This window comes from Picosynechococcus sp. PCC 8807 (genome assembly GCF_001693295.1).
GTDB lineage: Bacteria > Cyanobacteriota > Cyanobacteriia > Cyanobacteriales > MRBY01 > MRBY01.
Genome location: NZ_CP016483.1, coordinates 1,621,608 through 1,635,258 on the forward strand (window position 1 = coordinate 1,621,608; position 13,651 = coordinate 1,635,258).

Annotated in this window: 12 protein-coding genes; 6 read left to right on the forward strand and 6 right to left on the reverse strand. The window is 51.8% G+C overall.

Annotation, left to right across the window (positions count from 1 at the left end; genetic code table 11):
- Positions 1-8: 8 nt before the first annotated feature.
- Complete coding sequence (menD, locus tag AWQ24_RS07765; protein WP_065716465.1) at positions 9-1,736, forward strand: 2-succinyl-5-enolpyruvyl-6-hydroxy-3-cyclohexene-1-carboxylic-acid synthase; 1,728 nt, start codon at positions 9-11, stop codon at positions 1,734-1,736.
- An 8-nt stretch (positions 1,737-1,744) separates the two neighbouring features.
- Here menD and glgA read toward each other — a convergent pair whose 3' ends face one another.
- The 5 genes from glgA to AWQ24_RS07790 all read right to left on the reverse strand — a co-directional run bounded on the left by glgA (position 1,745) and on the right by AWQ24_RS07790 (position 6,997).
- The gene (glgA, locus tag AWQ24_RS07770) at positions 1,745-3,181 is read right to left on the reverse strand and encodes a glycogen synthase GlgA (protein WP_065716466.1); all 1,437 of its coding nucleotides are present in this window, start codon (positions 3,179-3,181) and stop codon (positions 1,745-1,747) included.
- Positions 3,182-3,252: 71 nt separating this feature from the next.
- The gene (locus AWQ24_RS07775; protein WP_065716467.1) at positions 3,253-4,101 is read right to left on the reverse strand and encodes an alpha/beta fold hydrolase; all 849 of its coding nucleotides are present in this window, start codon (positions 4,099-4,101) and stop codon (positions 3,253-3,255) included.
- A 5-nt stretch (positions 4,102-4,106) separates the two neighbouring features.
- The gene (clpX, locus tag AWQ24_RS07780; RefSeq protein ID WP_012307148.1) at positions 4,107-5,438 is read right to left on the reverse strand and encodes an ATP-dependent protease ATP-binding subunit ClpX; all 1,332 of its coding nucleotides are present in this window, start codon (positions 5,436-5,438) and stop codon (positions 4,107-4,109) included.
- Between the two features lie 41 nt (positions 5,439-5,479).
- Positions 5,480-6,136: an ATP-dependent Clp endopeptidase proteolytic subunit ClpP gene (gene clpP / locus AWQ24_RS07785; RefSeq protein ID WP_030008130.1), complete on the reverse strand. Its 657-nt coding sequence runs from the start codon at positions 6,134-6,136 to the stop codon at positions 5,480-5,482.
- Between the two features lie 195 nt (positions 6,137-6,331).
- Entirely contained in the window at positions 6,332-6,997 is a 666-nt protein-coding gene (locus AWQ24_RS07790) for an MBL fold metallo-hydrolase (protein ID WP_065716468.1), read from the reverse strand.
- A 161-nt stretch (positions 6,998-7,158) separates the two neighbouring features.
- Here AWQ24_RS07790 and AWQ24_RS07795 point away from each other — a divergent pair, with 161 nt between their 5' ends.
- Complete coding sequence (locus tag AWQ24_RS07795) at positions 7,159-8,673, forward strand: site-2 protease family protein (RefSeq protein WP_030008128.1); 1,515 nt, start codon at positions 7,159-7,161, stop codon at positions 8,671-8,673.
- Here AWQ24_RS07795 and AWQ24_RS07800 read toward each other — a convergent pair.
- Positions 8,670-11,183 (reverse strand): O-antigen ligase family protein, encoded by a 2,514-nt coding sequence (locus AWQ24_RS07800; protein ID WP_065716469.1) that lies wholly within the window; start codon positions 11,181-11,183, stop codon positions 8,670-8,672. The two genes, AWQ24_RS07795 and AWQ24_RS07800, sit on opposite strands and share 4 nt — an antisense overlap.
- Before the next feature lie 118 nt (positions 11,184-11,301).
- Here AWQ24_RS07800 and AWQ24_RS07805 point away from each other — a divergent pair, with 118 nt between their 5' ends.
- Genes AWQ24_RS07805 through AWQ24_RS07820 form a run of 4 tightly spaced genes read left to right on the forward strand, consistent with a single transcriptional unit; the run spans position 11,302 to position 13,641 of the window.
- Positions 11,302-11,754: a tetratricopeptide repeat protein gene (locus tag AWQ24_RS07805; protein WP_065716470.1), complete on the forward strand. Its 453-nt coding sequence runs from the start codon at positions 11,302-11,304 to the stop codon at positions 11,752-11,754.
- A 22-nt stretch (positions 11,755-11,776) separates the two neighbouring features.
- Positions 11,777-12,445, forward strand: coding sequence for a hypothetical protein (locus AWQ24_RS07810; protein ID WP_012307154.1), 669 nt, complete (start codon positions 11,777-11,779; stop codon positions 12,443-12,445).
- A gap of 49 nt (positions 12,446-12,494) precedes the next feature.
- Positions 12,495-12,908, forward strand: coding sequence for a DUF1824 family protein (locus tag AWQ24_RS07815; RefSeq protein WP_065716471.1), 414 nt, complete (start codon positions 12,495-12,497; stop codon positions 12,906-12,908).
- Positions 12,909-12,951: 43 nt separating this feature from the next.
- A complete protein-coding gene (locus AWQ24_RS07820; RefSeq protein WP_232318787.1) occupies positions 12,952-13,641 on the forward strand; it encodes a hypothetical protein in 690 nt (229 codons plus the stop codon).
- Positions 13,642-13,651: the final 10 nt, after the last annotated feature.

The window sequence follows — 13,651 nt, forward strand, 5'->3', positions numbered from 1 at the left end:
CGAAAGGTATGGGTCTAGATTTTAGTAGTCTTAATAGTCTCTGGGCGGGTGTGATGGTAGAAACCCTCGCGCGCCTAGGTTTGCAATCAGCGGTGATTTGCCCTGGATCCCGCTCTACGCCCCTCACCGTTGCCCTGGCCCGTCACCCCCAGATTAAAACGATCCCGATTTTAGATGAACGCTCGGCGGCGTTTTTTGCCCTGGGTTTAGCGAAAAGTTCTGGTTTACCGACGGTGCTGGTCTGTACGTCGGGGACAGCGGGAGCCAATTTCTATCCAGCGGTGATCGAAGCCTACCAAAGTGCGGTGCCTTTAATTATCCTCACAGGCGATCGCCCCCCGGAATTGCGGGATTGTCATTCGGGGCAAACCATTGACCAGATCAAGTTATTTGGAAATTTTGCCCAGTGGTTTAGTGAAATGGCGACGCCCCTGGGCACTGTTGAAATGTTGCGCTATGCCCGACAAACCATGGTGCAAGCTTGGCGGCGATCGCAGTTTCCCCAGAAAGGAGTCGTGCATCTCAATTGTCCGTTTCGGGATCCCCTTGCCCCCATTGCCGATGGCTCAGTGACGCCCCTCAAAGATGTGCTCAAGGCGGATTTTTTTGCCGGGATTCAGCCCCTGGAAAAGGCAGAATTTTCTGCGGATATTTTGCCCACGGAAGCTTGGAAAAATTATGCCCGGGGGCTAATTATTGCTGGGGTGAATCAGCCCGATGATCCCGATGTATATTGTCAGGCGATCGCCCAGTTGTCGGGTTATTTGAGTTTTCCAGTTTTAACCGAAGCCCTCTCCCCCGTGCGGAATTATGCCCATTATTTTCCCCAGGGTTTAGTCATCACCTACGATTTTATTTTGCGGGATCAAAATCTAGCAGAAACCCTCAAACCAGAAATTGTGATTCAAATTGGCGCTTTGCCCACCAGTAAAATTTTGCGGGCCTGGCTCGAAAAGCAGCAGATTCAAACCTATATCTTGAGCGAGCGGGCCGATAATTTTGACCCCCTCCATCGTCCCCATCAATATCTCGCCGTTAATCTTCGCACCATGAAGTATTTGGGGATCTTTCCCGACAACGAAAAAGGTTTGCCCTACTTGGATCTATGGCAGACCCAAGATGCAAAAATTCGCGCCAAATTAGCCGCAGTTTTCCAGGCAGAACAAAATCTCAACGAAGCGGCGATCGCCTACTGTTTAGCCAGAGCATTACCAGAGGAAACAGCTATTTTCTTTGCCAATAGCATGGTGGTGCGCTATGCCGAATTTTTCTGGCAGTTGAATGATCAACAAATTTTGCCTTACTTTAACCGGGGTGCCAATGGTATTGATGGTACCCTGTCAACGGCTTTGGGCATTGCGGAGAATCATTCGCCTGCTGTGTTACTCACTGGAGATCTCGCTCTCCTCCACGATACCAATGGCTTTTTGACATTATCAAAATTTACCGGCTCCCTGACGATTATTGTGATCAATAACCAAGGCGGTGGTATTTTTGAAATGTTACCCATCGCCGAAGAAAAAGATATTTTTGAGGATTATTTTGCGACGCCCCAAACCGTTGAATTTTCTAAAGTATGCGATTTATATGGCATTGAATATCAGGCGATCCAAACCAAAGCTGACCTGATGCAAACCTGTGCTACTTTGCCACCCAGGGGAGTAAGGTTACTGGAAGTCAAAACAAACCGTAACCAAGCGATGACTTGGCTGAAAGATTTATTCCAAGGTTTTTAAAGTCATTTTTAAATGGCGTGTTTTTTCACTAAATAGGTGATTTTTTCGGCTTCATCGGTCGTTAATTCCGGGGCTTCTTTAATGCTTTGGCGGTACATCTTGAGATATTCCCCGGCGGATTTGTACCAACTAAAGTCATGGCTCATGCCCCGTCTTTGTAGTTCAGCCCAGTCTTTTTTGTAGCGGAAACTTTCCCAAGCCCGCACCATGCAGGTGTACATATCTAACGGTTCATAGCGGTCAAAGCTAAAACCTGTCCCGGTTTGGTGAATCGGATCATGGAAAGAGACCGTATCCACCAAACCCCCGGTGCGGCGCACAATGGGCACAGAACCGTAGCGCATCGCCATCATTTGACTAATGCCACAGGGCTCAAAGCGTGACGGCATCAAAAAGACATCGGATCCAGCGTAAATCCGGCGGGAGAGGGCATCATTGTAGAGTAGTTGCACGGACATCCGCCCCTTAAATCGGTAGGCGGTTTGCCAGAGTTGGGTTTCGTAGTGGCGATCGCCAGTGCCGAGAATAATGAGCTGGGCGTCGGTGTAGGCCATAAACTGCTCCAGAATATTCAGCAGCAGATCAATTCCCTTTTGTTCCACTAAGCGGGTGACCATCGCCATCAAAAAAGCCTTGGAGTTGATCTCTAGCCCCGTTTCTTCTTGGATGATCACTTTGTTGGCGGCCCGATCCTCAAGATTGGTGGTAGAAAATTGTTTTACCAGGGCTTGGTCGTTAGAAGGGTTATACAGTTCCACATCAATACCATTGACGATGCCGCGACTTTTGCCACTGATCCAAGACAATAAACCCTCTAATTTTTCACCATAGACTTTAGTTTGGATCTGTCGGGCATAGGTGGGAGATACGGTATTCACTTGATCGGCGAACATCAGCGCTGAGGCCATTACATTATCACCGTCCATGTACCAAGGGCACCAAGTGTTGCGCTCCAAGAAACCCCGCCAAGGCCCCTGGTAAGCCAAATTGTGGATCGTAAATACTGTGCTGATGTCCGGCGATTGGTGCATCCACACCGGAATCATGCCCGTGTGCCAATCGTGACAGTGGGCGATTTGGGGTTTCCAGTGGTTCCACATAAATTCAGCGGCCCCATTGGCAAAAAAGGTAAAGCGCCAAAATTCGTCCTGCCCACCATAGATATGTCGTCCATCAAAGGCAGGGTGGCCAAACAGATAAAGGGGGACATCGGTATTGGGTAATACGGTTTCATACACGGCAAACGTATTGAACATTGCACTGCCCCACCACACGGGTTCCGCAGGGATGTCCAGTTTGTCGTTGAGAAAGCCGTAATAGGGTAAGAAAATTCTCGCGTCATGTCCTAACTGCCGTAAAACTTTGGGCAGTGATCCCACCACATCTCCCATACCTCCAGCTTTAGCGATGGGAGCAGCCTCGGCAGAAACAAACAAAATACGCATCAGAATTTTCTCGTCAATTTTTGAGGTTCTGTTAGAGCGTATCATTCTTTGAGGGATCCCAAGAATAAATACTATCCGGGAAATTTGTCCCTGAGAAATTGCTGGATTTCGGTCTGGTAGAGGTGAGGATTTTCAAGCATGGGGAAGTGTCCCACCTGGGGAATTTCAATGTATCGAAAGTTTGGGTTTAAGGCAATCGCCCTTTTGGCCATGGCCGCCGGAATAATTTGATCTTTTTCCCCGGCGAGGAACAGGGTCGGACATTGGATATTGCGAAATGCCTGGGGCAAGCGGGTCACCATCATTTCATTCACCGAAGCTAGCAGGGTGCCAGCGGCGGCGCGATTATCAGCGCTCAAAAAATCCTCCAGGAATTGCCGCCGTTCCGTGGGCGCAATTGGTTGCTGCAAAAAACGGGCGATCGCCAACCGATCCAGCCCCGGTACCTGACGCAACCACGGAAACCGTAGGCGCACAATGGTGCCAGCAATTTTCTGAAACGTCCCAAAGGCGCGGGCATCATATTCAAAAATCCCGTTGCAGTTCAAAATGGCCCGGTCTAGGCGTTGGGGAAACTGCGCCGCAAAAATTGCCCCGATGGAAGCCCCCATGGAATGGGCATTGAGAATCATTTTGCCGTTGATGTCTAACTGCCGCAGCAGTACTTCTAGATCCAGAGCATAATCGTCTAGGGCATAGTCACCACTGTAATCGACGGGGAGCTCAGAACGACCAAAGCCCCGCAGGTCATAGATCAGACAGTGGAAAGATTCACTGAAGGCCGTGGCAGTGCTGCGCCAATAATGGCTCGACCCGCCCCAACCGTGGACAAATAACATCACTGGTTTGGGAAGATCGCGGCCCCCGCAACAAATCCATTCGTAATAGTGGGGGACTCCCCGCACCTGGGCGATCGCCATTGGCCCTAAGCAGATTCTGGTTTGGGTAAGGAGGACGGATGGAGTAACAACTCAGCTGTGGAGCGTTTTTCGACCATTTCCGGTGTAATCGTGCAGCGGTTGACATCCTTACGGGAAGGCAGTTCGTACATCACATCGAGCATTAATTCTTCGACAATGCCCCGGAGCGCCCTGGCTCCGGTTTTGCGGCGGTAAGCTTCCTGGGCGATCGCCCGGATGGCCGTGGGTTCAAACTCTAACTGCACACTGTCCATCTTCAGGAGTTTTTTGTATTGCTTGACGAGGGCATTCTTCGGTTGGGTCAAAATTTCAACTAGCGCTTCCTCATCGAGGGGACTGAGGGACGCAATCACCGGAATCCGCCCGATAAACTCTGGAATCATCCCGTACTTAACGAGATCCTCTGGAGAAAGATGCTGGAGTAATTCAGCGGTACGTTGTTCCTTGGCACTACCTTCTTCCCCGGGCCGCACAAAGCCCATACTTTTTTTGCCGACCCGCCGCTCAATCACCTTATCGAGACCGACAAAGGCTCCACCACAAATAAATAAAATATTGCGGGTATCAATTTGAATGCAATCTTGGTACGGGTGCTTTCGGCCTCCCTGGGGGGGCACGTTGGCGACGGTACCCTCCAGCATTTTCAACAGGGCCTGTTGTACCCCTTCCCCGGACACATCACGGGTAATGGAGGGGTTTTCACTTTTGCGGGCAATTTTATCGATTTCGTCAATGTAGATAATCCCCCGCTGGGCTTCGGCCACATCGAGATCGGCCACCTGCAAGAGGCGCAGCAAAATATTTTCGACATCTTCGCCCACATAGCCCGCCTCGGTGAGGGTCGTGGCATCGGCGACGGCAAAGGGCACATCAAGGATCTTCGCGAGGGTCTGGGCGAGGAGGGTTTTACCACAGCCCGTTGGCCCGATCAAAAGAATATTGGATTTGTGAAGTTCGATGCCATCGGCGACGGGATCAGCGTCGTCATCTTCCATCAAACTCAGGCGCTTGTAATGGTTGTAGACAGCCACGGAAAGGACTTTTTTCGCTTCATCCTGGCCGATGACATGTTCATCGAGGTAATGCTTAATTTCCCTGGGTTTGGGAATGTCTTCAAAGTTGATTTTTTCGGGGGGAGCCTTGGGGGGATTTTTTTCAGGCGATCGTCCCATCCCCATGCCTGCTGCATTTTCCATCAGCTCCTCATCGAGGATTTCGTTACACAGCTCGACACATTCGTCACAAATATAGACCCCTGGCCCAGCAATGAGCTTTCTAACCTGTTCTTGGGACTTACCACAAAAGGAACATTTGAGATGGGAGTCGTATTTAGACATGGGTTTTGGAGTAGGGCCTCTGGATAACGTGAGCGATGGGGTTAAGCGGCGTTCGGGGCGATCACTTGGTCGATCAAACCATACTGGCAAGCCTCTTCGGCGGACATATAGAAGTCCCGCTCGGTATCTTCTGCCACCTTATCAAAGGGTTGACCCGTATGGTCGGCGATCAACGTATTTAATTTATCTTTGATGTAGAGGATTTCCTTGGCTTGAATCTCGATATCCACCGCTTGGCCTTGGGCACCACCGAGGGGTTGGTGAATCATAATCCGAGAACTGGGCAGGGCCATCCGCTTACCCTTGGTGCCCCCTGATAGGAGAAAGGCCCCCATACTGGCAGCAATGCCGTAGCAAATGGTCACCACATTAGGACGAATCTGTTGCATGGTGTCGTAAATCGCCATCCCTGCATAAACGGAACCACCAGGGGAGTTGATGTAGAGTTGGATGTCTTTGTCGGCATCCTCGGCGTCTAAAAAGAGCAACTGGGCCACCACAGAGTCAGCAACGGTGTCATCAATGGCGGTACCGAGGAATACAATGCGTTCCCGTAGCAGGCGGGAATAGATATCGAAGGCCCGTTCTCCCATGCCAGATTGTTCGACAACCATCGGCACCACCGTCCCACCCATGGAGTAGCTGTAGGGGACGGCTTGGCTAGAAAGGTGTTGATAGGAGGTAGTTGATTGAACCATGGAAGCTCGATGCTAATGTTTTGGGGGATGAACAGGAAAAAAACAGAGAAAATCAGGGGCAGACCTTGATGACCGTTGGGTGAGGCCGGGCAATGATTTCCCACATAGCCTTTATTATATAGTCGCATTGCCTGAGATGGGAGCCACCAGCAGAGGGCGATCGCCCCTTGGTTAATTTCACTAAGATTGGCCGCTTTAGAGATGGACAAGGGGTTGGGCCTGGGACAAGGCGATCACCTGTTGTAATTGGGGGTAGGCCCCCGCTAGATAACCTGTCCCCCGGAGAAACCCCGTATTTGCAGCGGGCAGCAGATATTCTAGGGGCTGATTTTTAAACGTTTCAATCAGCTTTTCGATGCCTTTGAGTTGGCGGCCCCAGTGGAAAGTTTTGGCGGTGCGCAGGGCGAGAATTTCACCCTTTTGGTTGGGGAGGAGATGCCGCCCCGTGAACAGACAGCCTCCCCATTGGCCATAATAGAGACAGGAAGCACCAGGGGAAAATCCGGGTGTCCAAATGCCGCGAAAATCACCATCCTGCCAATCATCCCGAAAGGGCGTCACGTCAGCCTCTGGTATCAGGTAGGCTTCTTGCTCTTGGATCACAATCGCACAACCGAGGGCCTGTTGAATTTTCGCGACTTGGTTACTGATGGCGGCCCGCTGGGTGATGTAGAGGGTTTTGACGCCGCCCTGGGCCTGCAAAAAGTTGAGGGTTTCTGGGTGCCAAGGGGGACAATCAACCAACAGACCACCACCGGCTTTTGCGATAAAGTAGGCTGTGCCACCGAGGGTTTCTCGATTAGGGGCAAAGGCGTAGATGTCTTCAAAAAGTTTGCGGGGCGGTTTGGGGGGAGTCTGCACGGGGGGAGTCCCTACTCATGTTGAAATGTTAAACAGTCGCTACCATTGTTGCATTGGGGTGAGGTTTCGACAATTTTCTCTCTAGGGGCGATCGCCACAAAGCAGGGGCAATCATTTTGCTTGTGCCACACATTTTCTAGTAAGGATTCAATTGAAAGTTCATGGAAGTTTGGCTGCTTTTCTTCGTTATGGGGGTGTTGACCTACGCCCTCATCCGCCGCACTGTACCACCAGAAAATAAAGCACCATTAAGCTTACTCTGGCTGGTGATGATGTTGCCTGCTTCCGCCTGGCTAGTCTGGATTTTAATTTTTGGGGCGACCCAGCCGATGCCCTTGTTGCTGATGTTGCCACTGTTGATCCTTTCGCCGTTTATGTATTGGAGTTTGTTGGACTGGGGTAAACCTAAACCGGACGAATCTGCTGATCCCAGCCCGCCGCCTGCTGCGCCCCAAACCCCAAGCTTAGATTTAGAAAAATTAGACCAAGCTTCTGCCCTGAAAAAGGAAGGCTCTAAGCTCCGCCCGATCAGTACCAAGGAAGAAAAAGCACTCCGGGATTGTTTTCCCTGGGGGGTTTATTATCTTCAGAATATTGACTACTATCCTCAGGCGATCCTCTGTCGAGGCAAGTTGCGAGCGGTCCCCCAGGAAGCCTACCAAACAATTCGGGATAATATCGAACAGCTCTTTGGCGATCGCTTTATTGTGGTCTTCCAAGAAAGTCTGCGGGGGCAACCGTTTTTTGCCCTTGTTCCCAACCCTTGGAAAGCGGCCCAACAATCCCAAACCAAAGAGGAACCCCTAACGCGCCCGGATTTGGCGATCGCCTTAGTGTTAATTACTTTATTTACTACCACCGTCATGGGTTTGGAATTGCAGGGGGTCGCCCCGGAGGTGATCCAACAGAATCCGAGTATGCTTTGGCAGGGCTTACCCTATGGTCTGCTGTTAGTCGCAATTCTCGGTTGCCATGAACTGGGCCATTACGGTGCGGCGGCCTATTACAAAATTAAAACAACGCTCCCCTATTTCGTCCCGATTCCCTTTTTTATCGGTACCCTGGGGGCCTATACCCAGCGGAAATCCCCCATTCCCCATCGCCAAGCTTTGTTTGATTTTGCGGTGGCAGGCTCTTGGGTGGGGATGCTCCTGACCCTGCCTTGTTTGTGGGTGGGCCTGGGTCTGTCCCAAGTGGTGCCCTTGCCAGAGGAATCAACACTGTTGGCCTTTAATGAGTTTAATCCACGGTTTTCCCTTCTCCTGGGACTGATGAGCCGTTTGGCCCTAGGAAGTCAGTTCACCCCGGATATGGCCCTGGATTTACACCCGGTGGCGATCGCCGGTTATGTGGCCCTGATGTTGGGGGGGTTGCAACTCTTGCCCATCGGTCAATTGGATGGTGGTTTGATGACCCACGCCGTTTTCGGCCAGCGGACGGCGAGCATTATTGCCCAGGTGACAAGGATTTGTATGATTGCGATCGCCTTTGTGCAGCCAAATTTTCTCTTTCTGGCGATTTTCGCCCTGTTGATGCCCATCGCGAACCAGCCCGCCCTTAACGATGTGACGGATTTGGACAATCGCCGCGACCTGTTGGGAATGTTTACCCTGGTTTTTGTGGCGTTAATTTTCTTGCCGTTACCCGCTGGCCTGAGTAATTGGCTCAATTTTTAGGGGTTAATATCGACTTCGAGGGCAGCATAGAGACTGTCCCTGAGGGGTTGTAATTGCAAGTCAAACCTAGGTTCATAGACAACGGACGGGAAAAATTCGCCGAACCAGGTGTTAATTGCGAGGTTTTCGCTCACCGTCCAAAAATCCGTGGGATTGTCCCCGTCAATGTGGCGACTGTTCACATTAAACCCACTGCGCTGGCGACGGTACTGGAGGACTGGGGCACCAACGCGAATCCAAGTGGCAAAATCTGGACTATTGGCCATGGTGGCTAAAAATTCTTGCCGCTGTTGATCGGTGAGGGGCTGTTGGGGCGAAACCTTAGCCCAGGCTTCCTCTAGGAGTTCTAAGCGTTTTTCTGGGTTGTCCCAGGTGGCTTGTAATTGGGCGATCGCCGTTTCCTGACCTAGGGCTTCCCGACCGGGGAGTAAACCGAGGGCCGTGGCGTCGAAATATTGCCGAAATTCCGTTTCGGCCAGGGCAAAATCCCCAATCCACCAGGCGATGCCACCTCGACAGCGATGTAACAACGGATCATCGGGATATTGCGCCAGTAGCTGTTCGTAGTGACTCATCACCCGCGCCACCACCGCTGGATAAAGCTCCCCCAATCCCCCGCCTCGCCAAATGGGACTGGTGATAAATGGGGGATCCCGGAGAATTTCTAAGGCGATCGCCTCGACCGCAAGATCTGTTTTGTCCTGGGCCAACAAACTTAACCCCAACCCGTAGAAAATGCCTCGTTTCGCGGGCACAAGCTGGGCCGATTGGTAAAATTCCGCCGTTGCTAGATTGGGTTCATTGTTGGCGATGTGGAGCCAGGCCATGTTGCTGCGGCCAAATTCCCGGTAGGGAGATGCTTGGTTGCCCTGGTCAAACCATTGGATCGCCTCCTGGAGATAGCGTTGCCGTTGTTCTAAGTCTGTGGTCTGGAGAGCTAATTCACCGAGGTTCCAACCCAACTGATAGGAATAGTAAGGTTCCCAGGGAGCGAGGTCATGGGCGGCGGTCAAATTTTCCACAAAACGGTCATAATCAGGGGTTTCCTGACGCAATGCTAAAAATCCGGTGCTGGATCGCTCCCAGGCGGCTTGGATCGGTGCTAACCAGATGGCCACAGCGCCGTAGACCCCCACTAGACCAAGGGCGACGAGACGGGGTTTCCCTAAAAATTTTTCTGGGTTTGGCTGGGACGGGAGAGATATTTGGGGTTGATCTTGACGGGCGATCGCCGCGAGCAGGGCCACCAGAATTGTAATGATGCCGCTAATGGCCACATTATCCAGTTGGTAATCGGTCCAACTCAAGGCCCAATAGCCGACTAGCCCGGTGTAAATACTGCCCAACAAAATGCGGTCTTCCCGTGCCATCCCTTTAACATGGCCCCACAGTCGCCAGAGGATTACCCCCAGAAAAACAATCGAACCAAAGAATAAACCCAAGCCCCAGATGCCCATTTCTGCCCAGAGTTGCACCGGGGTACTGTGGAGTTGATAAATGATTTCCGAAAGGCGACCCGCTGTGATTGGGCGGTAATTTTGATACAACAGGAACGCATTTCCTAAACCACCCCCCGTCCACCAATGGTCGAGACCCATGGCCCCACCCACCTGGGCATTGACCCAACGGTAATTTAATTCCCCAAATTCCCCCTGCAAAATCGGCACCACGAGATTGTAGAGGCGGTTATTGGTCAGCACAAAAATCCCTAAAACTCCCGTGGAAATAATCCCCGCTAGCAGTAAATAAAATTTGCGAATCTGACTAAACCCCCAAGCAAACCCGAAGGCCACCACCGAGGCGATCGCCAACCCAAGCCACCCCCCCCGAGAGCTCGTGGTATAGAGATCTACCGCCCCAATCACCACCCCCGTCAGCCAAAGCCAGCGCCGCCAATCCCGATGTAAAATCGCCAAGCCCAGGAGGGTCGGTAAACAAAGAATGAGATAACCGGCCACATAATTTTGGTGACCCAAGGGAGCCCAGTTACGCAGTTCCAGCAACGAAAAATCAAACTGTTGCACCGCCCCATCAACGCCCAAATCCCGGAGCCGCTCAATTTCCGGCAAAAATGTCCGACTCAGCCACAGCGCCAAACTAAAAGCAACGAAGGCCAAACTTAAATATCCTTGCCCCAAAAATAATCGATAACGACCAGTCACACTATTCAGCCAACGACTAATGGGGTAGAGTGCGGCGATAAACCCTAAACAGGCCCAGGCTTGCCAGCGAGCTTGCTGGGGAAACTCCGCCCCCAGGGTGGAAATCCCCAAGCTGACTAAAATTGCGATTAAAGCCTGATCAAACCCATTACCCAATAGATAGAGGCGGCGGTTATCCCACAGTTGCACTAAAAACCACAACAAAGGACAGAACAAACCCACCTGCCACACAAACACCCAAGACCAAGCCACCATCATGCTGTGGCTATCAGGAATCAGGCTAAACAGGATGTAAAAAAAAGCAGTGAAGTAAGCTAACAAAGGGGCTGGAGACTTAGGAGCAGACATAGATCAAGGGTTCAAAAACATTGGGAAATGGCAGCCTTTCCCATTAAATCCCATTTTCCAGAACTCCCATGGCCATGGGCTAAAATAGATAGGATTTTTAAGTCATCCCCCTCAACCCATGCCTCTTTTTTCTGATAAAGCTGCCACAGGCAAACAAAAGAAACAGAAATTTTGGACAAAAGTGATCCTATTTATTGGTGCGGGTTCCTTTGCGGGAACTGCGATGGTGCCAGTGATCGGAGGCATCATTGACAGCGTGAGACAACCGACAAATGAAGTCGCTCGGAACCCCCAGGCAGATCAAGAAGCCCAACTGAAACAACAAGAAGCCGGGTTTTTGGCGGTTTTAGAACGGGAGCCAGACAATACAAATGCGCTGCAAGGTTTGGTACAGGCCCGTTTAGCCCTGGGGGATTTAGCAGGAGCGCGTCCCCATTTGCAACGGTTAGTGGAATTATATCCAGACGAACAGGTGCTCAAGGATCTCTTAGCCCAAGTGGACGAGGCTTTGGCACGCACTGGCACGACAGATCCGGCCCAGTCTCCCACTGAAGCTCCGGAAACGCCCTAGGCGATCGCCTTTTTGCTTGTTTATGGAGTCTAGGTCGCCACTGTTATTCCTATTGCTCCTCTTCCTGGGGGGAGGGACTGTTCTGCTACTGCAAAATAGTCAGGCGCTGGGTCTCGTTTTATTTAACCGCACGATTCCTTGGCAGTTGCCCCTCAGCATTTGGTTTATCGCAGCGGTCTTGCTTGGGTTGCTTCTGAGTTTGCTCTTGCAGCTTTTTTTAAAGGGGACAAATCCGAGTTCCAATAGCCGAGGCGATCGCCCAAATCCTCGCCTCGAACGCCTGAAACAACGCCCTCCCCGCCAGCCCGATCGCCGCACCGGTCGTTCAGATTGGGAACGGAGCCGCGCTAACTATGATTGGACCGATAAAGAACTAGAAACCCAGGACGAAGAAACCTGGGACATCGAATCACCCCCCAAACAGCCGACCCGTCCCCAGCCCCCCCCAACGGGTGAAGAAGAACCACAAATTCGCCCCCAACCCAAACCCCAGCGTCCCCGTCCTAGTCCCGGCCCAGAGGCGGCAATGCCAAAGCCACCGACGCCCAAATCGCCTGCAAAATCTGCCAAGACCCAGGATGACACGGGTACTGTCTATGACGCCGACTATCGAATTTTGACGCCCCCCTACACTTCCGAAGAGGAAGCCTCCCCTAGGGTAGATCTCGACGAGGATGAGGAATGGATCTAGCCCCAGGGAGTCTGCTAGGCTAAATCGAGTCTATTTTGTGACGTAAGCGATGAGTATTTCCCCAGAGTTGGCGGCGGCGATCGCCCTTTTGCAGCAAAAAAGCTGTGTGACTACCCCCGTCCGAGAATCAGAAGCCGAACGGGAAACCCTCCGGCAAAATTTGCGTTTGGCTTGTCAGGCGGCGGACTGGGAAAATATTGGCATCTGCGCGGATAACGTTGCCGTCGCCACAACAACGGTGCAGCAGTATCTCCGGGGTTTAGGCTACGATGGGGCGATCGCCATTGATCCAGGCGAATGGGGCGATCGCCCGGTGTATTTAAAATTTAATACCCAGAAAATGAGCCATTACCTCGATGATTATGTGGGGCAGTATCGGGGCGTTTTGGTGGCGCTGCAATCCCCTGAACCGGAACTCGCTGGTACCTATGGCCATTTCCCCCTCGATCTGTTTGCGGGATAGTCTAGGATAGGAAAAATATTTGTTGTGGTGGGGAGCATTAACCTTGAGAAACGGATTACAGAACGTTGTGCTGGCCAGTAGTTTGGCGATCGCCTTTGCTCCTCTAGGTCTAGCCCAAACCCTCACCCCAGAGCAACTTGATTTGCCCCCAGAAACCTTTGACAATAGCCCCGTACTGCAACGGTGGAGCGAAGAAGGGATCCCCGATGTGCTCCATAGCATTCGCCACGAACCGAGTTTTCAGACCCGCTGGCGGCTTGGGTACGCCCAATTTCCCAGCAATGATCGCCAGGGGGGCATCAGTGTCGGCGTTGAAGATATTTTTGTAAAGCCTGATTTTCCGCTGACCCTCAGTGCCGAAGGTCATACCCTGTTTAGTGGCGATCGCACTCAGGTGGCCGCTCGTGCCAACTATTATTTACTTCCCCTCGGCAACCGCTTTAATATTGCCCCTAGTCTCGGCTATCAATCCTTTTCTGGCCCAGATTACGAACGAGAAGGCCTAGAGGTGGGCGCCAAGTTGCAGCTTAATTTGTCGCGCTCTGGGGCCTCGACCATTAGCCTGAGTCAACAGTTTGTTAACTTAGCGACCTCAGAGGAAATGGGGATCACGACCCTAGGAGCCGGCTATGCCTTCACATCCCACTGGCGGGCGGCGACGGAAATTCAAAAACATAATTCGAGTGCGGCAAAGGAAAGTAAGGTGGGTTTTTTCCTGGAGTGGATGCCCTAGGCCTAGGCCA